Genomic DNA, 22,143 nt, shown 5'->3' with positions numbered 1-22,143 from the left:
ATTCTCTCAGAAGCGGTAGTTGGCCGCCCGTGAGGATTGAGTACTGTCAATTTTATGAAGCCCCGCATCTTAATCATTGATGATGACCCTGCGATCGCTGACGTTTTGGCAATTAACCTGCAAATGGCGGGCTACGAGGTCACAAAGTCCTTAGATGGGATGCAAGGGCAAGCCCTCGCCGTGCAACTCTCTCCCGATCTGATTCTCCTTGACCTGATGTTGCCCCAAGTGGATGGCTTTACAATTTGCCAACGCCTGCGCCGCGATCCCCGTACTCAAGATATTCCGATTTTGATGTTGACGGCCCTCAGCCAAACCCATAATAAAGTGGAAGGATTTAATGCCGGTGCCGATGACTATCTCACCAAGCCCTTTGAATTGGAGGAAATGCTGGCCCGGGTACGCGCCCTCTTGCGCCGCGCCGATCGCATTCCCGCCACGGCAGGCCATCGCGAAATCCTCAGCTATGGGCCATTGACACTAGTGCCTGAACGATTTGAGGTCTCTTGGTTTGGCAAAATTATTAAGCTGACGCGCCTTGAATTTGAACTCCTGCACTGCCTGCTGCAACGCCATGGCCAAACGGTCTCCCCCAGTGAAATTCTCAAGGAAGTCTGGGGCTATGACCCCGATGATGATATTGAAACTATTCGCGTCCACGTCCGCCACCTGCGGACAAAACTAGAGCCGGATCCGCGGAATCCGCGCTATATCAAAACCGTCTATGGGGCTGGCTATTGTCTAGAACTGCCCAGTCAGATTGAGCCACCATCTGCATCCTAGGTTGGGTTGTTCGCAGTCGGTAGTTGTAGAGGCTTGAGGGGAACCGCTTGGGCAAAGACCTGCTCATTGATGGTTTCACCAATCTTGCTGAGGCGTTCTGCCACGGCTTGGCGAAAACTTTTTTGTAACGCAATGACCAAAGCATCAAAGTCCTTGATGGCAGGGTTGAGGGTAAGGGTGTCACCACTGGGGTGTAATGCGCGCGTCAGAATACCCGCTTTGACGTAGTTGGCGATCGCCCGCTTAATCCCCTGCTGACCAATGCGCTGCTGCCGCCGACGAGCTTGCTCAAGAATAATATTTATCATTCTCTCAAAAGGGGCATTGCGGGGACGATGGGCAATTAACCACTGTCCCACCTGAGTCAGTAAAAAATCTGCCGCCACTTCATCGGCAAAGATACCACGGTAGATCGAGACGGTGTGAATGGTTTGGGGACTGGAGGTGCGCAGGGTGTAGCGCTCAGGTAGGTTATTGCGCCAGCAGAGAATCGTTCTACCCAATTGACCATTCACCGCAACGCCAATTTGTAACTGATGGTGTGTGGTTAAGTAGGCCACTAATTCAGAGGGCTTGCAAAAGCCAAATCGCAGCGGATCCAATTGGGGGGCAACGGATCTCATTTCTAAAAATACGGTATTAAAGACCATACCCCTAGCCAATTCTCGCCGTCTTGTTGCATCAGTGGTGTAGTAGGAGAATAGCTCCAAAAGTTTTTCAGTTTCCCGTTGTTGAATCGCCGATGGCGGAATTTGTTCATAGTTCAACGGCTCAATGGGAAGACGCCGAGGTGAGGATGGCGCGGTGCGATTTTCTCGATTGGGTTGACGCGGGGGAGGCGTGCCGTTTCTGCCATTGGTGGCGGGGTCGGACTGAATGAAGGGATTCTCAAGGAAAATAAATTGGTGGCACACCCGCTGAAAGCTATCACTGGCGGCGTTACGGTAGGCACAGCCAATCACGGTTTTACCGTAATCCCGCAGGCGCAGGGCAATGGAGCCAAAGCCACCATCCCCGGAGATGAGCACAAAAGTATTGATGTCGGGATGTTGGTAGGCTAGATCAATGGCATCAAGGGCAAGTTGAATGTCCGCTGCATTACGCTGATTGTGATTGCGACCATAGACGCCAACCCGCTCGATTTGCGATCGCTCCAGTTGAGCGTTGAGGGCTTGGAGAATTTGATTTTGCCAGTTCCCATAGGCACGCTGGATGGCGATTTCCCCCAGATCAATAGTGCTTTTAATTGCCTCCAGAACGTTGTCTAGGGAAACAAGCTCATTCACTTGGGCGGGGTCTAGTCGCTGCCCTTGGTTAAAGACTAAATTCTCAATGTCGTAGAGGACAGCGGTTTTTAGGGTGGTTGCTGGGGGTTGGGGTCTTTGCAGAAGGGTTTGAATGGTTTGCAGAGCGGCACTCTGGGCATGAATGGCTTCAATGAGCGGTTCAAGTTGCTGCGCCGTCGCCGTGTTAACAGCAGCGTCCCTTTGATTGTCCTTGAGGGTTTCCAGCCTCTGCATGATCTCGTTGTGAATCGGGTTCAAGGCTTCAGGAAGTGCTTGGTGCAGTTGCTGTTCAAGGTCAGTGAGTTGTCGGCGTTGTTGCTCCAGTTCTCGCAGCAGAAGTGCTTTGAGTTCGGTGGTCTCTGGGGAGGAGGAGAGGACGGTGTGAATGTCTCGAATGAGGCGATCGCTACGGCGTTGGTTCTTTTCAATGAGGGGTGCACCCGCAAGGGCACCGATGCCACTCCCTAAAAGGGTTGCTAAGGGTTGTTGGGGTTGAATCAGTGTGGCAATACCACCGAGGGCGATCGCGCTAACAGGAGCAATCAACCAAAGCTCTGGCTTCATTCAAAAAGGAAATGTGATAGGAATAACATGAATTAGAGAATCATGATAGCAAAAAATCTTTAGGCACTGAGTTGGGCTTGGCGCAGTTGACCACAGGCGGCTTGCCGATCCAAGCCCCGCGATCGCCGAATGCTGGCGGTTACCCCCAAGGCGTGCAGTTGAGCCAAAAATTGTCGCAATTGCTGATCACTGGGACGTTGATAGGCTGCCTCAGTAATCGGATTGTAGGGAATCAGATTGACATGGCTCTGAAAGCCCCGCAATAGCTGCGCTAGCTCCTCAGCATGCTGGGGGCGATCGTTGACCCCCGCCAGAACGGTATATTCAAAGGTGACGCGGCGCCCCGTTTGCTGCACATAGGCACGACAATCGGCAATTAGCTGTCTGAGGGGATAGTGCTTGGCGCTGGGAATGAGCTGCTCTCGCAGGCCTTGGTTGGGGGCATGGAGGCTGACGGCAAGGGTGATTTGCAACTGATATTGTGCCAGTCGCTGAATTTGTTGGGGAATACCAACCGTTGAGAGGGTAATGTGCCGCTGACCAATGCCAATATCGCGATTCAAGCAGGTGACCGCTGGGATAACAGCCGCTAAGTTTAAGAGTGGCTCTCCCATACCCATAAACACCACATGGCTGACGCGCCGCCTCATTTCACTCTGGATCGTTAGCACCTGATCGACGATTTCATGGCAAGCCAGATTGCGGCGATAGCCCCCTTTGCCCGTGGCACAAAAATCACAGGCCATGGGGCAACCCACTTGGGAAGATACACACACCGTCAGGCGATCGCCACTGGGAATGCCCACCGTTTCAATGGTTTCGCCATCAGCTAAGGTCAACAGAAGCTTGACAGTGCCATCTTGGGCATCATGGCGATAGCGAATCTCTGAGCGGCCAATCTCTACTCCTGCGAGGGTATCACGCCACCGTTTGGGAAAAACTGTAATCTCTTGGAGCGATCGCGCCCCCTTTTGATAGAGCCACTGATGGAGTTGTTGTGCCCGATAGCTAGGCTGCCCTTGGGCTTCGACCCATGCTTTCAACTCTACTGCGGACTGTCCCAGCAGCGCCATAGTGTTCAACCGCTTCACTTCCCCTTGATCCTAACAAACTGCCAACCTGCTCTTTTCTGGAATAGGGGCACAAGAAAGAACGCTGAGGCGCTGGGACAATTGCTTTGCAGTTTTGCTAAGAGCAGTTAATCTTTCTCTTGCTGACGGGTCAGCAGCACTAAAATTTGCGAGACCCCAGAGAATGCCAGCTGAGTTTTGTCCAAGATTGTGGCGCATGCAAGCACCTCTGGATTCAAATATTCTCTGATACGGCTGATATTCAAAGATAGCCCCTTGACTTGGTTTGAGAGTTTTTGTTAGATTTAGAGGTGCTTGAAAATCTCTGAACCTATTCCCCAGAGCGGGATTGACAACTGAATACTGGCCGAGGCTAAAAATTTTACAGTCACAAAAAAACCAAGTGCCAGAGGTGCTTGAAAAGTGACTGTGCTAAGCTAGTCCTAGAGGCATTTCTAGGGCGCCGCTGTGCCTCTACCTCTGATGCCGTAAGGCGTTGAGCACGCTGTTTTTGGCTGTTTTTGGCCGTCCTTGGCCGTGCCTCTACCTCTGATGCCGTAAGGCGTTGAGCACAGCCTTTAGCTTTGGCGGTGCTGACCAAGGATAAAAAGTGCCTCTACCTCTGATGCCGTAAGGCGTTGAGCACGCAGAAGGGCAGAAGGGCAGAAGTTATATCGCCACGGTGCCTCTACCTCTGATGCCGTAAGGCGTTGAGCACGAGGAGGAGCGGAGGAGGAGCGGAGGAGGGTGCCTCTACCTCTGATGCCGTAAGGCGTTGAGCACGGATTATATTCGGACTTTTCAAGTTCCAAAGCGCGTGCCTCTACCTCTGATGCCGTAAGGCGTTGAGCACCCACTGAGCCGGGACAGCAAAAATCCCGCGTCGTGTGCCTCTACCTCTGATGCCGTAAGGCGTTGAGCACGAGGCCGAAGGGAGAGGGAGGCGGAGGCCGAAGGGGTGCCTCTACCTCTGATGCCGTAAGGCGTTGAGCACAGTTTAATTGTTTATTGGCAGGTTTATTGGAGGTAGTGCCTCTACCTCTGATGCCGTAAGGCGTTGAGCACGTAAATAAAGAAGAGCTTGTAGCAGGTCAATTAAGTGCCTCTACCTCTGATGCCGTAAGGCGTTGAGCACTCATTCAAGTAGCGGTTGAGCCGTTAGCCCTTGTGTGCCTCTACCTCTGATGCCGTAAGGCGTTGAGCACAACAACTCAAACTTGCTGAGACTTTATACAATAAGTGCCTCTACCTCTGATGCCGTAAGGCGTTGAGCACGGCGATCCTTCAAATTTAAGCGATCTTTTAGGCAGTGCCTCTACCTCTGATGCCGTAAGGCGTTGAGCACTTTTTTGATGAATTAAATGCAGCTCCCCCTGAGCTGTGCCTCTACCTCTGATGCCGTAAGGCGTTGAGCACTTGCTTTAGATCCCAATCTTCAACGCCCCAGTAAAGTGCCTCTACCTCTGATGCCGTAAGGCGTTGAGCACGAACTGCAAAATGTATCTATTGCAAATCAATATAATGTGCCTCTACCTCTGATGCCGTAAGGCGTTGAGCACGTTTAGAAAAAGTATTCCATTTCTCTAGGACATAATCAGTGCCTCTACCTCTGATGCCGTAAGGCGTTGAGCACCCAAAGGAGAGCGTCGAGGCGCTTTTGCTTGTTGGAGTGCCTCTACCTCTGATGCCGTAAGGCGTTGAGCACTAAGGGTTAGAACTGCCTCTGAAATGGCAGATAGGTTGTGCCTCTACCTCTGATGCCGTAAGGCGTTGAGCACAATTTAGCGATCGTATATTCTTGCTTGTTGAAGAGGTGCCTCTACCTCTGATGCCGTAAGGCGTTGAGCACAGAGAACTTTTTTGGATTGCTTGATAGACATAATATGTGCCTCTACCTCTGATGCCGTAAGGCGTTGAGCACGTACTGTTTGGAACTTTTTCCCGAAACTTTTGATTGTGCCTCTACCTCTGATGCCGTAAGGCGTTGAGCACTGGATTCGCTCGGCAGCAGGGGCGGGAACTCGCATCACCCTTGATTTGCCGATGCCGTCAACAGTTGTTGCAGGTACATCTGCGCAGGGGAATAGTCAGGGTTAAATTCAAGGGTCTTTTGAAAATAGGCGATGGCGCGATCGCGCTCCTGAAGGGTCATGTAGGTAAAACCTAGACTATAGGCAGGTTGGGTGGTCATCCACTGGCGATCGAAGGGTTCAGCGCGATCGTAGGTTCCCTGCTCAAAGAGTTCTAAACAGCGGTGAAAGTAGGGCAAGGCTCCGCGATGCAAGCCCAATTCAAAGATGAGTAACCCCGCCACATAGAGTAGGGGCGGATAGCGATCAAAGAAGCGTAGGCCATAGCTGAGGTAATACTGAGCCGTTTCGTAGTCCTTGGCCTCAAAGGCACGGTAGCTCACCCAAAAAAGAAGATGGCGCAGCCAAGTCGTCTCCTGAGGCAGAATTCCCTGTGCCACGGCAGGGGCAATTTGCTCAAGGGCTTGTTCATACCAAGCTTGGGCGCGATCGCCATCGCCACAGGCGGCATAGTGATCCCCAAGACACACCAAGTTTTGCAGTCGGCGATCGCCCTGCTGCACCATTTTTTCGAGGATGGGAATATTGCGATCGCGAAGCTTTGCCAGAAACTGATCTGGCGTCTGTTGGTTGTGGTGAATGAGATAGACCCCCTGCAACTGACCCACCACCGCTGGGCGTTCGCGGTAATAGAGTTGCTCATGGAGTGCCCCGGCAAAGTGAAGATCAGGAAAACGGCGGCCAAAGCGGACATTCCAAAACTCACTCCAGTTGCGATCGCTCGCCTGTTCACGGCGCAGCAGACTCCACTGATTGATAGCATCCCCACTTGCAGCGCTCAACTGGTCTCGCCATTGGGGATCTGTAACCACCAATTCTTCATCGGCATCAATGTAAAAGACCCACTCCCCGCTTGCATGGGCTAGGGAGGCATTGCGGGCGGCAGCAAAATCTGCTTGCCAGACAACGGCGTGGACATGGGGGGTAAACTCGCGGGCAATGGCGATCGTCCCATCGGTGGAACCCGTGTCCACAACAATGATTTCATCCACCCAAGGCTGCACCGACTGCAAGCAGCGCCGTAATTGATGGGCTTCGTTTTTGACAATCATGCACAGAGACAGCAGCGGAGCCATAGCAGCGAAGGCACTACAGCCGTTTGAGATACTTGGCTTCCAGCAAAAAGGCACCCCGCGCTAGGCGCACGACCCAATAGTTCCCCGGTTGCTGGCCGAGGATCACCCCCTCTTCACCGAGGGTGAGGATACTGGCGGGACGCAACATTGGCATTGGCTCCGCTGTTTTCACATAGGGGGGCAGTTCCACAAGGCGAACGCGATCGCCCACCGCAAAGGCTTCTTCCATTCCCACCAAAAAATGCTCGAAATGCGTAATTCTGGTAGCACAATTTTCAATTTAATATACTGGTTTCGCCTGTGAGATTTTTGTCAAAAGTTTTAGAGTGTCTTCAAGTAGCTTAATAGGTCGGCCATGTCTTGGGGTTGGGCTTGAAACTTGGGCATGGGAGGGGTATCGCCGCTAATAATTTGCTGGATGAGCTTTGCTTGCGATCGGCGGTGGCTAATCTGCACAAGGCTAGGACCCACTTCGCCCTTGCCATCAATGCCATGACAAGCCGCACAGTTGAGAATAAAAATTTGCTCGCCGCGACTCGGATCGCCCACCGCTGCTCGTACCGATTGAATGTAGGGATCCCGCAGGGGCAATAGCAGAGAAACCCCCCAACCGCCACCCACCACCAGCACGACCAAGACAGGCAGCAGCCAGCGCCATACCGTTGATCGAACCCCAACTGTGTTGACTAAACTCATTCACTTATCGGGAAAGATTAAAAATTGTTTATTATTGTTACAACTGCATTCTAAACCCTGAGCTCAGCGAGATTCAAGCCACTAAGTAAAAATTCCTAGACAAAAGCAAGGGCTTGAGCTATCCACTAAGGACTGTGAAAGCGACGATACACCATGCGCAATGCCTCGCGATCGCCGACATTGCCGGGGAACAGCACCACTGGTAATTCGGGAAAACGGGGATGATCAGCACCTGTGCGCACCACGGAGCAGCCGGGAATCACTTGCCCCAAGAGGCGAACGGTGGCTAGGTTTAACCCTTTGCTGAGGACATCGTTGGAGGTGATGCCCCCCTTGCTGATCAGATAGCGCAAATCGGCGGGTAACTGTTGAACAATTGCCATCAGCACTTCCGAGACTCGCTGCCCAAAGGCTAACCGTGTCGCTGCATCCGCGAAGGTGAGTTCCTCACGACTGGTAAAGATGACGGGGGTTTTCTCACTGGCGATCGCCTGATCCACTGCCGCCAAGACTTCGTTGATAATGTCAGGTTCAGCCGCCCCACTGTCGCGCAATCGAGCCACGGGCACTTCAATGGGAAACACATCGGGTTCCTCCAGCAAAGCGGTCAGTTGTTCAGTGGTTTTGCGCACGTGGGAACCCACCAAAATCGCACCATAGCGGCCAGGGCGGCAATAGGTGGCCATTGCCTCTGGGGGGGTGGGCTGGGGCGGCAGCTGCGCTAAGGCCGTGAGCAAACTGGCAGCACTGCGGAACAAAAAGCGTTTTCCTTGGCTGGCAAGCTCAAGCACTGCTGCTGCAAACTGGTCTAAATCCTCTTGGCTCTCGGCATCCACCACCCCGCAGACATTGCCTTGTAACTGACTCAAGCGGCTGCGCAGGGTCTCTGGATTGCGCACATCGGCAAGGACAAAACGCTCTACGGCTGCGGCGGGGATGCGCCCTTGGGTCTTTTCGGCCACATAGTCGGGTAAGTAGCTGTGGTGATAGCCAAAGACGGAATCGCGGGCAAACTCCGTTTCATGAACGGGCACCGGCTGACCTGCAACAAGCAGATAGTGCTGGCTATCACGGGTAATGCGCCCCCCCTCTAAAAAGGCAGGCACCAGAAAATGGGCATCAAAGGGTCCCAGTTCAGCGGCAATCACATCGGTTTCCAGAGGATAGTGGCCGCGGAGGGTGGAGTCGGAACGGCTGACAACCATGTAATCGGTGGTGCCGGTTTGGGCGATCGCCGCCTTCAAATGACAGCAAACGGTGCGCGTGACCTCCGCTGCGATTTCTGGTGGCAAAGCACGGGTATTGGTGAGGATAAAGAAAATGGGCACAGGATCGGTGAGGCCACGACAGAGGGTATCCACATCCCAGCGGGTCAACAGCAGGCAACTGTGAACTGTCTGCGAACCGGTGGGGTCATCATCTAGAACAATCATTTTTGGGCGCGTCACCGAGGGCATCTCCGACACTCTTTCGTTTGCAGTTTATCATTGGGGCGATCGCGACAGTTCTTTTCTAAAACATGGGGTACCTAGGGTGATAAGAATTCTTGAGAACTCTTGAAAAATCCGATCTGGTTGCTCCCTATGAATGCTGAATATGTTGTCAATGGATTATTGGGTGCCTGTTTAGGGGATGCCCTTGGTGTACCCATGGCACCGTCTTTTGAATGATTAGTTTTAGCACGAAGAAAGCTGAGGCTTAGACGCTGAAATACTTGGCGGTGGGATGGTAGCAGATGATCGCCGTGGTGGATTGCTCAGGGTAGAGTTGTTCACTCTCGTCCATATACATCCCCATGCGATCGCTCTCGAGGAGTCGCAGTTGCGTATATTGATCCTGCATATTGGGGCAGGCAGGATAGCCAAAGCTATAGCGGGAGCCTTGGTAGCGCTGGGCAAGAATATCGCGAATCGACTCTGGATCGGGAGTGCAGCCCAATTCACGGCGAATGCGGGCATGACACCACTCTGCGAGGGCTTCCGCCGTTTGCACCGCCATGCCGTGGAAGTAGAGGTAGTCACTGTATTGATTGGCCGCAAATAGCTCCTGCGCCACTTGGGTAGCAATTTCACCAACGGTCACCGCTTGCATGGGAAAGACATCAATGATGCCCGATGCCACAGGGGCAAAAAAGTCGGCAATACAGAGGCGGCGGCCACTCTTTTGACGAGGGAAGGTAAACTGGGCGATCGCCCGCTCAGGGATGCAGGCACTTTTGTCACCAACCCGCTGCGGATCGTAGATATAGACCGTGTTACCCTCACTTTGGCAGGGGAAGTAGCCATAAATCAGTTCAGGATGGAGTAGGTTTTCCGCAAGGATGCGCTGTTTCCACTCCTCAAGGATGGGATAGACCTTCTCGGCAAGGAAAGCATCATAGGTGGTACGGTCTTGATCCTTGGGTTTGCGAAACTGCCACTGACCCGCAATCAGGGCTTGGAGATCCAGATAGGCAAAGACCTCAGAAAGGGGAATCTGATCCGCCTTGAGGTGACGAATGCCCCAGAAGGGGGGTGTGGGGCGGGGAATCTCCACCGCAACAGCTTCAGAACGGCGTGTATCTACTACTTCTGGCGTTTCGGGTTCAGTCACCGAGGGGGGTTCGGGGGCGATCGCCGGTGTGGCCTCTGCCTCTGGGGGAGAGACCGTTGTGCCATCCAAAAATCCTTGGCGATCGTCCCACTGCCCTGCGGCCTTTGCCCGCATCAACCGATCCATAAAGTGCAAATCGGCAAAGGCATCCTTGCCGTAGATCACTTGACCGTGGTAGGTGGCGCGGCAATCCTCGTAGACAAATTTGGGTGTGAGGGCCGCCCCCCCCAGAATCACGGGAACGGTAATGCCTCGCTCATTAAAGACCTCCAGATTCTCCTTCATAAAGGCGGTGGATTTCACCAAGAGGCCACTCATGGCAATGCAGTCTGCCTGATGCGCCTCATAGGCTTGGATGATATTTTCAACGGGTTGCTTAATCCCCAAGTTAATCACCCGATAGCCATTGTTGGTGAGGATAATATCCACCAAGTTTTTGCCAATATCATGGACATCCCCCTTCACCGTGGCAATCACAACCGTGCCCTTGGCGGTGTCCCCCGTGGCAGATTTCTCCATAAAGGGTTCGAGGTAGGCGACGGCGGCCTTCATCGTTTCTGCGGACTGCAAAACAAAGGGCAGTTGCATCTGCCCAGCGCCAAAGCGTTCACCCACCACCTTCATGCCATCGAGCAAGAAGGTATTGATAATTTCAAGGGGAGCATAGGTTTCAAGGGCTTTGGCGAGGGTGTCCTCCAGCCCCAGGCGATCGCCATCAATAATGTGGCGCTTTAGCCGCTCCTCAATGGGCAGGTTCTCCATCTGCGAGCGATCCGGTTGGGTGGTTTTGCCCTCAAAGAGACGGGTCAGTTCCGCAAGGGGGTCATAGACACACACGTCCCCCTCAAATCGCCGCCGATCATAGATCAGATCACGGCACACTTCTTGGTGCTCTGGCTCAATTTTCGCCAAGGGCAGAATCTTGGCAGCACTGACAATGGCAGCATCCATGCCCGCCTGCATCGCCTCATGGAGAAACATCGAGTTCAGGACTTGCCGCGCCGCTGGATTTAACCCAAAGGAGATATTCGAGACCCCCAGCAAAATATGACAGTTCGGCAGTTCAGCGCGGATACGGCGAATGGCGGCAATGGTTTCACGTCCGTTGACCCGATCCTCCTCAATCCCTGTGGAAATCGGCAGTGCCAAAGGGTCAAAGAAAATCTCGTAGGGGGGAATGCCGTAGTCAAGGGCGGCTTTATAAGCCCGTTCAGCAATGGCAAACTTCTTCTCAGCCGTTCGTGCCATCCCCTCTTCATCAATCGTGCCGACCACAACGCCAGCGCCGTAGGTTTTTGCCAGTTCCAAGACCTTATAAAAACGGGGTTCACCATCCTCAAAGTTGGTGGAGTTGAGCAGGCATTTCCCGCCAGCCACCTTTAGCCCCGCTTCCATTTTTTGCCATTCAGTGGAGTCAAGCATCAGGGGCAGGGTGACATTGGTAACCAACCGCGACACCAACTCGTGCATATCCCGCACGCCATCGCGCCCCACATAGTCCACGTTGACATCAAGGATGTGGGCACCTTCACGCACTTGGGCACGGGCAAGGGCAACGAGGCCATCCCAGTCTTCGGCATTGAGGAGATCGCGGCATTTTTTCGAGCCACTGGCATTGAGCCGCTCACCAATAATCAGGAAGGAATTCTCTTGGTCGTAGGGCTGCGGGCTGTAGATCGAGGCAGCCGCGGGAATCCGTTGGGGCGATCGCGCCTTGGGGGTCAGGGTTGCTGCAATCTCCGCCAGAGCAGCAATGTGATCCGGTCGAGTGCCACAACAGCCGCCAATCACTTGCACCCCAAAGTCCTCGACAAAGCGGGTCAGAGCCAGCCGCAATTCCATCGGCGTTAATTTGTAGTAGGCACAACCACCAATGTTCTCAGGCAAGCCGGCGTTGGGAATGCAGGAAATCACAAAGGGGGAGTGCTGCGAGAGGTAGCGGATATGCTCCGTCATCAGGTCAGGCCCCGTAGCGCAGTTGAGTCCCAAAATATCAATGGGATAGGGTTCCAGAATCGTCAGGGCAGCACCAATTTCCGAGCCAACCAGCATCGTGCCCTGCTGCTCCATCGTCACGGAGACCATGAGAGGGCGGCGTTCTCCCCGCTCCCGAAAGACGGCCATTACCCCATTGAGTGCCGCCTTGATTTGCAGCACGTCTTGGCAGGTTTCAATAATAAATAGGTCAACCCCGCCATCAAAGAGACCCGCCGCTTGTTCGCGAAAAGCTGTGTAGAGGGTGTCGTAGTCGATGTGGCCAAGGGTGGGGAGTTTGGTACCAGGCCCCATTGAGCCAGCGACAAAGCGGGGTTTTTCGGGGGTGCTAAATTCAGCGGCCACGGACTTGGCCAGTTCGGCGGCTTTCTTGCTAATTTCGTAGGCGCGATCGCCCAAATTGTATTCACTGAGAACAACGGAGGAGGCTCCAAAGGTATTTGTTTCAATGACATCGGCGCCTGCTGCCAAAAAGTCCCGATGCACCTTGGCCACCGCCTCTGGCTTGCTGATGACCAAGTATTCATTGCAGCCTTCGTACGCCTTGCCCCCAAAGTCCTCTGCCGTCAGGTTTTGCGCCTGAAGATTCGTGCCCATTGCGCCATCAAAGACAATGACGCGCCGCGGTTCTGCATGGAGATACTCAAGAAACGACATAGACATCCACCAAGGCCAGCCGATTTGCACCAGAGGGTTTTTCTGATTTTAATCTCTCCGGGAGCGGTACAGCCCTTTGCTCACGGATGGAACTGACAGCTCGGCCTTGACACTTCTTGCGACAAAAAAATTAGGGGTGCAGAAAACACCCCCTCACAGAAATTGGTATTTCTCCGTTCTTCATGTTTCCATGTTTCCATGTTTCCATTTAATCTACTTCCCCAAAGGGAAGCAAGCCAACCAGCATCAACCACATCGAAATGCTTGCGGAACAAATGTTTCCACTTAATCTACTTCCCCGAAGGGAAGCAAGAGCATCTTCAATATAGCCTCTCCCTGAGCGGATTGTAACCCCCTGTTCCGAGGGATCCCCTGCGAGGGGTGTCAAATCATTTTCTACGAAGCCACTGAAAATACTCAAACCCTCTTCTAGAGCGACTCCGAGGGATTCTACGCAAGAATCAGAAATTGGGGCACTCGAATAGATCCGTCGGCAGAGAAAATTGACTAGCGTAACGCATCCCTCCCCGGAGAGTGTGCAGTCTGGGAGGCGGCTAATTCTTGAGCCAACAGTTGCTGGTAAATCTCTTCGAGGTGGGGTGTGATCAGGTTGCTTTCAAGGCCGTAGCCCAGACTAGTCCATGTATCCGACAGTAGGGCAAAAACTTCCTGTACACGCCCCTCCCGCAAGAGTTGGGGAATATCGGCATTCCAAGCAGCCGGATCTGTCAGCCAGCGATAGACCACCTGATCTTGATACTCTGGGGCAAAGCTATAGCCCTGCCAAAACCAGCTCGGCGGTTGGGGATGATAGCGGGCGGCTTTTTCTTCCCAAGTGGTGGTGAGAAATTGATAGCGGCCTGCGGCGGTGGTACATAGGTGCTGATTGGGACCGCGGCGAATGGGAATACAGCGATCGGGATGCTGGCTGAGGTCTTGGACGTGTTCGCCACCATAGAGCAGGGTGTAGGGATTGGCGTCGTTGGCCTCACTGGCAGAAATGGTGCGCATCAGTGCCCGTACATAGGGATCACCCCCCTGCATGACTAAGGGGGCAATTTGACCCGGCTGCCAGCGGTACCAGTACCACCAGAGGGCACTTGAACGCGACCCAAAAAAGAAATAGCCCATGCCCACTAGAAGAGCGATCGCCAGCAACCAACGGGAAAACCGCACCAACTGATCCTCACACTGCCGCAATTGAGCGGAATAACTCTGGATAGGCGGCTGGGGTTTGATCAGGACGGCTGACCACCTCAAAAATTTTGTTGTAGGCACTCGGCTCGCCCAAGGCTGCCACACAGATTTCCGCCACCCGCGATCGCGCGATACTCCCCTCAAAGAGGGTATCTGCTGGGGCAATGATCGGAAAGCCACCGTCATCGGTTTCCTTCAGACCCCCCGGCCGCACAATCGTGTAAGTTAGACCGCTTTCTTGGAGATAACGTTCTGCCTGCTGCTTCCAATACAAAATCAGCCAAAAAAGATTCAGGGGATGGAAAAATTGCGAGACACACAGCGACGAGACGAGAATAAACTGCTGCACATGGGCAGCTTTGGCGGCATCCACCAGATTCTTGGTGCCCAGATAATCCACACTTAGGGGTTCCAAGGGGTTGAGGCTGGGGCTGGCTCCCGTGGCACAGATGACTGCTTCACACTCTTTGAGCGCTGGGGGTAGCGTCTGCGGCTGGGTCACATCAGCGGTGCGAATCTCTACCGTTGGCCAGCGCCCTTGGGCTTTGGCGGGATTGCGCACAACAGCGATCGCCTGATGCTCAGACGCTTGTAGGGCACTCACAATGCGATGACCCGTGCGACCTGTGGCACCAACCACGGCAACTTTCACAAGCTGTTCCTCCGATGGCAACGCCTTTGATCATAGGGGAATATCCCAGTCTTCTTCATCCTCTGGGGGAGCGTCCTTGGGGGGTGGCGGCGTCAGAATGCGGTATTCGGCATCCACAACCTCTTCTGGGGGTGGCGGGGCTTTGGCGGTGGTTTTGCGGGAAGGGCGATATTGGTACGAGTAGGTCGTGCGGGGGCGATCTTGAATCTCTGGTTCGCGGGGGGCTGGCTCAGGCTCGCTAAACCAATCCTCCACATCGCTGGTATCGATCTCTGGTTCATCCTCCGGCGGACGCATCGAGGCATCCAGTTCTGGTTCAGGGGGTTGCGATCGCGGGGTTGGCCGCGCTACTGGCGCTTCTGCGGTTAGCCAGAGTAAACACTGCCCCGCCACGATTCCTGAGAGGGCTGCCACCACAAGCCAAGCGGCAAGGGGGAGCGCCGGAGTTTGCTGTCCCAAAAAGCGCAGCGAGACCAGCGGCTGCCAATTTTGGACGACCAGTGTACTGAGCAGGGCGATCGCCCCCAGATAAATCCAAGCGCGCATTAGGAAAGGGGTCCTTGCCAACGTTGCAGCGGCACACAATCTAACCCTAACTGATCAAGGGCACGGGCGATGACAAAATCCACTAGATCCTCAATGGTCTGCGGCCGGTGATACCATGCAGGGATGGCGGGTACAATTCGCGCCCCGGCCATTGCCAATTGGGTGAGGTTTTGCAGATGAATGAGACTAAAAGGCGTTTCGCGGGGCACCAGCACCAACGGACGGTGTTCCTTGAGGTGGACATCGGCCACCCGCTCTAGGAGATCCGAACTCAGTCCTGCCGCCAACTTAGCGACCGTACTCATACTACAGGGCAGAATCACCATGCCCAAGGTGCGAAAGGAACCGCTGGCGATCGCCGCTGCCACATCCGTGGGTCGGTGACAGGTGAGGGATCCCGTCCAGACTTGGGCTTGTTGGCGCCAAAACAGTTCCTGCTTCTCGGGCTGAATCGGCAGGGTGAGGCCATATTCTGCTTGCCACACCTGGTGCACGGCCTTTGATGCCACTAATTGAATAGGATAGTCCGCCTGTAATAGAAATTTAATGGCACGCACTGCGTAAATGAGACCCGATGCACCCGTTACACCCAAAACAATTGGCAAAGAAGAGGAGGTCACAACCGCGATCACCAAACAAAACCGTTATAAGGTTAACAAAGTTAGGGCAACCGTCCCCTTTTGATGCACTGCAATCCCGCCCAACGCGACTTGGTAAATGCCCATGACAGCGCCTGACCCTGCATTTTCTTCCCCCAGTGAGTGGGCAGCCGTCTCTCCCGAAGTGCTCGGGGAGTTATTTGATGCGGCCTTGTTGGAGGGACTCGTGAGTAGTGAAACCCCAGATATAGAAGCACTGTTTCAGGATTTGACTCCCCTCGATCTCAAACCAGCAGCGGGTGCGATCGCCCCCGAACAGTGGCAACAACTGCAAGCCCAACACCAGCAAATTACCCAGCACCTTAAGGAAACCCTGACCTACCTTGCCAAGGTGAAAGCATTGGCCTACCAGCTTCAGGCCGTAGCCAGTGAGTTTGTGCCCACCCCCAAATACCGCCGCCGCCAACCGCCCCCTCCCCATCCCTTGGAATATCTCACGGCTGAACTCCTGCGGGCGATCGCCCACACCCAAGCCAGTTTAGAACCGGTCTATGAACCCCTCCATCAACTGGGGGAAACCCTCAATGGTACCTCGACGCCACAGATTAGTGAATTTCCCCTAGAGCCTTAGTTAGGGGGCATGCGTGGCGTCTCCAATTGCGGTTCACTGGGGACGGGAGGGGTAGGTATCGGCTCAGGACTGGGTTTCGGGGTGGCAGTTGGCTCAGGGGTGGGTGTTGGTGTGATTGTCGGTGGAGGCGGAGGTGTTGGTGTTGGTTCAGGCTTCGGCGTGGGGGCTTTAACTGCCAGTTGCAGCAGTTCCGGCACAGTGACAAAGCGATAACCTTTTTGCCGCAGGCGACGAATCAGCGTGGGGAGAGCTTTGCGGGTAGTGGCGCGATCGCCGCCGCCATCGTGAAGCAAAATAATACTACCCGGTTTCACTTCCTTGAGGGTGCGCTCAACAATGTCCGCTGCTGTGGTGTTGGGGCGGGTGTCGTGGGTATCCACCGACCACAGGATGATGGCGTAGTTTTTCGACTTGGCATAATCCACTAGCCCCGTGGTCAGATTGCCCCCCGGTGGCCGAAACAGGCGCGTTTGCGCTTGGCTTTGCTTGGCAATGAGCGCAGAGGTGTTTTCAATTTCTTGCTTGGCGACTTCAGGACCAACGGGCTGATAGGGATGACTCCAACTATGGTTGCCAACGGCATGACCGGCTTTGACAATGTCAGCAATGATATCGGGGTACATGAGGGCGTGCTTACCAATCACAAAAAATGTGGCTTTGACCTCCTCCTCCTTGAGAATTCGCAGCACTTGGCGGGTTGAGGTTCCCCAAGGGCCATCATCAAAGGTCAGCGCCACCACTTTTTCGGGCTTCAAGGGTTTGACTTGAGAGACCAACTGCCCCCAAAACTTGCTAGGACTGAGAAAGCGTGGCACATCCGCTGCTAGCGTTGCCGATGCTGCAAACAAGGCCAAGACCACCGACAGGTACCACTGCCGTCCCATGGATACTCCTTGAGCGATGGTGACTTAGGGGGCGATCGGCGTTGGCTCCTTTAGCAGTGGAAATCCCAAGGCTTCCCGTTGTTGCACATAGGTTTGGGCGACCCGCCGTGCCAAGCCCCGAATGCGACCAATGTAGCGAGTGCGCTCTGCCACCGAAATCACACCACGGGCATCCAGCAAGTTAAAGGTGTGGGAACACTTGAGCACATAATCCAAGCTGGGTAGTACCAACTGCTTTTCTAGAAGCTGCTCCGCCTCCTGCTGGTAGAGACTAAAAAGGGTGAACAATCGTTCCGGATCTGAGGCCTCGAAGTTGTAGGTGGACTGTTCAATTTCCCCTTGCAAATGGACATCGCCATAGGTGAGCGTGGGGTTCCAGCGGATACTGGCGATCGCATCCACCTCCTGGAGGTACATGGTCAACCGTTCCAAGCCATAGGTAATCTCAATGGACACCGGCCGACAATCTAAGCCACCACACTGCTGGAAATAGGTAAACTGCGTCACCTCCATACCATCGAGCCAGACCTCCCAGCCCACACCCCACGCGCCAACGGCCGCATCCTCCCAGTTGTCTTCAACAAAGCGAATGTCATGCTCTTGGGGGCGAATGCCAAGGGCGCGTAGCGACTCCAAATAGATCTCTTGGATATTCTCAGGGGACGGCTTAATCAGCACTTGGTACTGGTAGTAGTACTGATAGCGGTTGGGATTCTCGCCATAGCGGCCATCTCCGGGTCGGCGACAGGGTTCGACATAGGCCACTGCCCAAGGCTCAGGGCCGAGGGCACGCAAAAAGGTATGGGGGCTTTTGGTACCGGCGCCCTTTTCCACGTCATAGGGCTGGGCAATCAGGCATCCCTGAGCCGCCCAAAACTGGTGCAGTGTGGCAATAACGTCCTGAAAGTACATGGGCTTAGATGTGGATGCCGCACTCGGTTTTGCCCATGCCACGCCAGCGACCTGCCCGTTCGTCTTCCCCTTCGGCTACAGGGGTAGTGAGGGGTTCATCGCCAATGCTGGCATAGCCGCGATCGTGGAGGGGATTGTAAATTACTCCGTGCTCCATCACGTAGGCCCATGTTTGTTTGCGTGTCCAAGCAGCGAGGGGATTAATTTTCAGACGACCCTGCTTGTCCAGTTCCACGTAGGGCATATTGGCGCGGGTAACCGCCTGATCCCGACGCCGTCCCGTAATCCAAGCCACCGTATTGAGTTCTGCTAAGCCCCGTTGCAGTGGTTCAATTTTAGTGAGATGGTGAAACTGCTCAACATTGGTTTCCCAAAGCTTGTCGCCATAGCGAGCAGCAAAGGCCTCACGACTGTTCACATCGGGGGTTTTGTAGGTGCGCAAATCCAGACCATATTTTTCCTTGGCCTGCTGCACAAATTCAAGGGTTTCTGGAAAGTGATGCAGCGTATCCAAAAAGAGAACAGGCACCGGCGGATTGGGGCGTAGATCACGGTAGAGCAAATCCGTAATCATCATGTCATCGACATTAAAGGCACTGGTCTGCACCAGCCCTTGGGGAATTTCAGCCACTGCCCACGCTAGAATTTCACGGGGATGTGCCCCCTCAAAGCGTTGGTTCAGGGCATCGAGGTCAAAGCTTACGGATGCAGCCATAGGAGGTTTTAGCACGGTTTTAGAAAGCATTCTTTAGCTTACCAAAGAATTGGGTCTAAAGCCCCGCCCTGCGACTCGCGATCGCCCCCCTGCCAACAATTTCTCCAACTTTGACACTAGCGAGGCATTGGGTACCCTTCAATCCAAGTCATGCCAGCATTTTTGGAAGTCGCATTATAAGACCACGTTTGCGGGCTGGAGGTCAACACTGCATACCGCCCCGGCGCTACCACAATTTCGGGTTGCACGACCCAATAGTAGCGATTTTCCAGCCGTGCAGGCCATGTGCCCACCACTTGCCGCGTTTCCACATTTCAGAGCATCACTTGTCCAGCAGGGGCACCCCGACCACCGTTCCAGTGATTGGAATAGCCATATAACTCTATTATGACTTTTGGCCTTGGCACTGCCTCTGTGCGAGTTCGCTCTGCCAACAACCGTGCTGCTGTCGGCATTTTTGCTTCGGGTAACACAGTGAGTTGCATCAGCGCTAGGCTCAATGGCAATGTCTCAAGTGACTCCAATTCATTCAGATAGACCCGATGCAGGTGATGACTATTCACCAACACCTCATAGGGTTCAAAGGACACCTGTTCCACTTGACGATGGGGATAGAAGCAAAAATTTTTTCAGGTTGCCAGTGTAACCGTTTGCCAAGACACGCCCGCCTTCATCGCACTCAACACGCCAATGGCCTCGGCATAGGACTGGCAAGGGATTGTCTCTATCCCCAAATCGACAGCTGTAACATTGAGGGTTGTGGTATTGTTAGTCACCGTTAGGATGGGGACGCCCTGTTGAGCCAAGGCCAGAATTCCCCGTCCACCAAGGGCAGTGGCGGGTACAATCACCGCATTCACCTCCTGTCGCCACAGCGCCTGCGGGGCAGTCGGGCTATAGCGGGGAGCACGACTCAACCCCACCAACACGGACGGCAAAAAGGTATAACCAATTTCTTCGGCAAGGGCACGGGGGTGCACAGTCTCCTCTAGGGGCAATGGTTGCAGGGCGGGGGCATGGGCTGCCGGAAGCTGAAAGTGCTGGACAACCAAATGACTAATCACCGCTTCTGCCCCGGCGAGGGGATCGACACCTTGGCCACTGCGATAGTGGTGCAATGCGTCTGTGCCCGGATCATCCGGAAAGCGGGTCACAATTGCGATCGCCTCTGCCTGAGCCACTTGAATCAGCTTTTCTGCCGCCCGCAATAAACTAGCGGGGTTCGCCAGAGTCCCCCAGGTTGCCCCCGAGGCAGCGGTTTGCAACTGCACGCCCAAGGGTTCATCTGTAATCACAGGTTCAGTCATCATTAGACCCAAGGTGGCAGAACAGGCCGCCGCTGCTTGACGATGGCGCAGTTGGAGATCCGCTTCAATCGCTGCATCCAGTAACAGGCCAATGCGATTTGGACGCGGTGGCAGCAATCCCCAACGGCCAACCGCAAATTCATCAAGGGCATAGCCTTCCACATACCAAACATTGGGCAGTGGCCAATAGAGCATCGCCCCATTGAGAACGTTAGGATGGGTAATCAGGCGATCGCACACCTGCGCCAAAGCACGAACAACTGGAATCGCATCACCCGCATAGCCACCAATGGCAGCCCCAATGCCCGTTGGAATGATCAGAACGGCCGTCAGCACGTCAGCGACTAGCCTGGGTAGGGAGGGGAGCCGGCTGCACGGCCACGGTCACCGTTTGACCCCTACGGCGCACTTCCAGTTCCATGGTGCGACCAATGCCTGTGCTTTCCACCATTTGCTGCACTTGATCCGCTTTGGTGATGTTTTGGCCATTGATACGACGGATCACATCGCCGGGTTGCAGACCCGCGCGGGCGGCTGGCGAGTTAGGCAGGACTTGAAAAATCAAAACCCCCGAACTTTCTTGGACGCGGACGGGACTATTGGGATTAGCGTTGAGACGTTGCTGCACCTCAGGGGTGAGATTGGCCATGCGAATACCCAAGAAGGGGTGATCGACGCGACCGTTGGCAATCAGTTGGTTGGCAATTCGTTGAGCCGTGTTGATGGGAATGGCAAATCCCAAGCCCTGGGCACCACCAATAATCGCGGTATTCATGCCAATGACTTCTCCCCGTTGATTCAACAGGGGGCCACCAGAGTTGCCAGGGTTAATGGCCGCATCGGTTTGAATGAAGCCCACCCGCTTATCGGGCACGCCAATATCACCGCTGGAACGTCCCGTCGCACTAATGATGCCCGCAGTCACCGTATTATCGAGACCCAAGGGATTGCCGATGGCGATCGCCCACTCACCGGGACGTAAATGATCAGAATTGCCAAGGCGCACCACCGGTAAATTGTTGGCATTCACCTTGACTACGGCCACATCCGTCAGACGGTCTTGACCCAAAACCTGCCCCTCAAACGTGCGGCCATCCTTGAGGGTTACTCGCACCCGGTTAGCACCATCCACCACATGGGCATTGGTGAGGATCAAGCCATCACTGCTAATGATAAAGCCAGACCCAAGACCCCGCTCCTCGCGGCTGCGGGGGGGCATCATTGGCCCAAAAAATTCCTGAAAGAAAGGGTCATTAAAGATGGCGGGCACACGGGTCTGCACCGTACGGGAAGCATCAATCCGCACCACCGCCGGGCCGACTTGCTCAACAGCACGGGCAATAAAGTTAATGTCATTTCCCGCTGGTAGCGGTGCCGGTAACTGCGCCAAGCTGGGGGTCACCAAGGGCGATGACGCTGGCATTAGGTGGGTGGCAAACATTGCAGCGGCTGCCCCCAATGCCATTAACGACAGATAAGTGACCGATTTACCAAGACGCACTGTCATAGGTGATTGCCCTTTTGCTGACACTGGTTCTTGAAAGTAGACGGCAATTGAGGGAAGCAAGTTCCGACTTCTAGTCTACCACTTCAGGAGGTTGAATTTCTCCATGTCAACAGTGTCACGGTTGCGATAGATGGCCAAAATAATGGCTAAACCCACGGCTGCTTCGGCGGCTGCTACCGTAATCACAAACACGGCAAAGACTTGCCCTTTGATTTGCTGGCCATCCAGATAGTTGGCAAACCCAATCAAGTTGAGGTTGACAGCATTCAAAAGCAACTCAATGGACATGAGCACACGCACAGCATTGCGACTGGTGACAAGGCCATAGATGCCAATACAAAACAGCAGTGCTGCCAAGATCAAAACATAGGTTAACTGCATCGT

Annotated in this window: 20 protein-coding genes, 1 pseudogene and 1 CRISPR repeat array; of the genes and pseudogenes, 2 read left to right on the top strand and 19 right to left on the bottom strand. The window is 54.2% G+C overall.

Annotated features, from left to right (window positions below):
* Positions 1–54 precede the first annotated feature (54 nt).
* Positions 55–783 carry a response regulator transcription factor gene (locus RHH53_RS02380; RefSeq protein ID WP_206200901.1) on the top strand — a complete coding sequence of 243 codons (729 nt, stop codon included), beginning with the start codon at positions 55–57 and terminating at the stop codon, positions 781–783.
* On the opposite strand, the gene RHH53_RS02375 is transcribed toward RHH53_RS02380, so the two are convergent.
* The 11 genes from RHH53_RS02375 to RHH53_RS02325 form a co-directional block, all read right to left on the bottom strand.
* Positions 780–2,633, bottom strand: coding sequence for an NYN domain-containing protein (locus tag RHH53_RS02375; protein WP_310744037.1), 1,854 nt, complete (start codon positions 2,631–2,633; stop codon positions 780–782). The genes RHH53_RS02380 and RHH53_RS02375 overlap by 4 nt on opposite strands.
* Before the next feature lie 59 nt (positions 2,634–2,692).
* Complete coding sequence (gene rlmN / locus RHH53_RS02370) at positions 2,693–3,706, bottom strand: 23S rRNA (adenine(2503)-C(2))-methyltransferase RlmN (protein WP_310453226.1); 1,014 nt, start codon at positions 3,704–3,706, stop codon at positions 2,693–2,695.
* 465 nt (positions 3,707–4,171) lie between these two features.
* Positions 4,172–5,695: a CRISPR direct-repeat array (repeat unit 36 nt; unit sequence GTGCCTCTACCTCTGATGCCGTAAGGCGTTGAGCAC).
* 34 nt (positions 5,696–5,729) lie between these two features.
* Positions 5,730–6,869 (bottom strand): glycosyltransferase, encoded by a 1,140-nt coding sequence (locus RHH53_RS02365; protein ID WP_310743315.1) that lies wholly within the window; start codon positions 6,867–6,869, stop codon positions 5,730–5,732.
* 13 nt (positions 6,870–6,882) lie between these two features.
* Positions 6,883–7,098, bottom strand: a complete 216-nt coding sequence (sipA, locus tag RHH53_RS02360) for a regulatory protein SipA (RefSeq protein WP_302677217.1) — start codon at positions 7,096–7,098, stop codon at positions 6,883–6,885.
* Positions 7,099–7,190: 92 nt separating this feature from the next.
* The gene (locus RHH53_RS02355; protein ID WP_302678739.1) at positions 7,191–7,565 is read right to left on the bottom strand and encodes a cytochrome c; all 375 of its coding nucleotides are present in this window, start codon (positions 7,563–7,565) and stop codon (positions 7,191–7,193) included.
* A gap of 125 nt (positions 7,566–7,690) precedes the next feature.
* Entirely contained in the window at positions 7,691–8,998 is a 1,308-nt protein-coding gene (locus tag RHH53_RS02350) for a four-carbon acid sugar kinase family protein (protein ID WP_310744036.1), read from the bottom strand.
* A 265-nt stretch (positions 8,999–9,263) separates the two neighbouring features.
* A complete protein-coding gene (metH, locus tag RHH53_RS02345; RefSeq protein WP_310744035.1) occupies positions 9,264–12,815 on the bottom strand; it encodes a methionine synthase in 3,552 nt (1,183 codons plus the stop codon).
* Between the two features lie 501 nt (positions 12,816–13,316).
* On the bottom strand, positions 13,317–13,940 hold the full coding sequence (locus RHH53_RS02340; RefSeq protein WP_399364952.1) for a lysozyme: 624 nt from the start codon (positions 13,938–13,940) through the stop codon (positions 13,317–13,319).
* Positions 13,941–13,995: 55 nt separating this feature from the next.
* A complete protein-coding gene (locus tag RHH53_RS02335) occupies positions 13,996–14,658 on the bottom strand; it encodes an SDR family oxidoreductase (protein ID WP_286668649.1) in 663 nt (220 codons plus the stop codon).
* A gap of 30 nt (positions 14,659–14,688) precedes the next feature.
* Positions 14,689–15,204: a hypothetical protein gene (locus RHH53_RS02330; RefSeq protein ID WP_302678736.1), complete on the bottom strand. Its 516-nt coding sequence runs from the start codon at positions 15,202–15,204 to the stop codon at positions 14,689–14,691.
* The gene (locus tag RHH53_RS02325) at positions 15,204–15,809 is read right to left on the bottom strand and encodes a flavin prenyltransferase UbiX (protein WP_310744034.1); all 606 of its coding nucleotides are present in this window, start codon (positions 15,807–15,809) and stop codon (positions 15,204–15,206) included. The genes RHH53_RS02330 and RHH53_RS02325 overlap by 1 nt, the downstream gene beginning before the upstream one ends.
* Positions 15,810–15,927: 118 nt before the next feature.
* On the opposite strand from RHH53_RS02325, the gene RHH53_RS02320 reads away from it, so the two are divergent.
* The gene (locus RHH53_RS02320) at positions 15,928–16,434 is read left to right on the top strand and encodes a hypothetical protein (protein WP_310744033.1); all 507 of its coding nucleotides are present in this window, start codon (positions 15,928–15,930) and stop codon (positions 16,432–16,434) included.
* On the opposite strand, the gene RHH53_RS02315 is transcribed toward RHH53_RS02320, so the two are convergent.
* From RHH53_RS02315 to nuoK, 8 genes and pseudogenes are all read right to left on the bottom strand, one after another.
* Entirely contained in the window at positions 16,431–17,318 is an 888-nt protein-coding gene (locus RHH53_RS02315) for a polysaccharide deacetylase family protein (protein WP_302678733.1), read from the bottom strand. The genes RHH53_RS02320 and RHH53_RS02315 overlap by 4 nt on opposite strands.
* A gap of 24 nt (positions 17,319–17,342) precedes the next feature.
* On the bottom strand, positions 17,343–18,230 hold the full coding sequence (glyQ, locus tag RHH53_RS02310; RefSeq protein WP_206200889.1) for a glycine--tRNA ligase subunit alpha: 888 nt from the start codon (positions 18,228–18,230) through the stop codon (positions 17,343–17,345).
* Positions 18,231–18,234: 4 nt separating this feature from the next.
* Positions 18,235–18,945 carry a phosphoadenosine phosphosulfate reductase gene (cysH, locus tag RHH53_RS02305; RefSeq protein WP_310744032.1) on the bottom strand — a complete coding sequence of 237 codons (711 nt, stop codon included), beginning with the start codon at positions 18,943–18,945 and terminating at the stop codon, positions 18,235–18,237.
* Positions 18,946–19,061: 116 nt separating this feature from the next.
* Complete coding sequence (locus RHH53_RS02300; protein WP_206200887.1) at positions 19,062–19,256, bottom strand: hypothetical protein; 195 nt, start codon at positions 19,254–19,256, stop codon at positions 19,062–19,064.
* A 3-nt stretch (positions 19,257–19,259) separates the two neighbouring features.
* A pseudogene (locus RHH53_RS02295) lies at positions 19,260–19,550 on the bottom strand (DUF2887 domain-containing protein); the annotation flags it as partial.
* Positions 19,551–19,574: 24 nt separating this feature from the next.
* Entirely contained in the window at positions 19,575–20,588 is a 1,014-nt protein-coding gene (locus RHH53_RS02290; protein ID WP_302678731.1) for a DUF3326 domain-containing protein, read from the bottom strand.
* 1 nt (position 20,589) lies between these two features.
* A complete protein-coding gene (locus tag RHH53_RS02285; RefSeq protein ID WP_206200884.1) occupies positions 20,590–21,759 on the bottom strand; it encodes an HhoA/HhoB/HtrA family serine endopeptidase in 1,170 nt (389 codons plus the stop codon).
* A 75-nt stretch (positions 21,760–21,834) separates the two neighbouring features.
* The gene (gene nuoK, locus RHH53_RS02280) at positions 21,835–22,140 is read right to left on the bottom strand and encodes an NADH-quinone oxidoreductase subunit NuoK (protein ID WP_011056517.1); all 306 of its coding nucleotides are present in this window, start codon (positions 22,138–22,140) and stop codon (positions 21,835–21,837) included.
* Positions 22,141–22,143: the final 3 nt, after the last annotated feature.

This window comes from Thermosynechococcus sp. PKX82, assembly GCF_031583255.1.
In the GTDB taxonomy this organism is placed as follows: Bacteria; Cyanobacteriota; Cyanobacteriia; order Thermosynechococcales; family Thermosynechococcaceae; genus Thermosynechococcus.
This window is presented reverse-complemented; position numbering and strand designations above follow the sequence as displayed.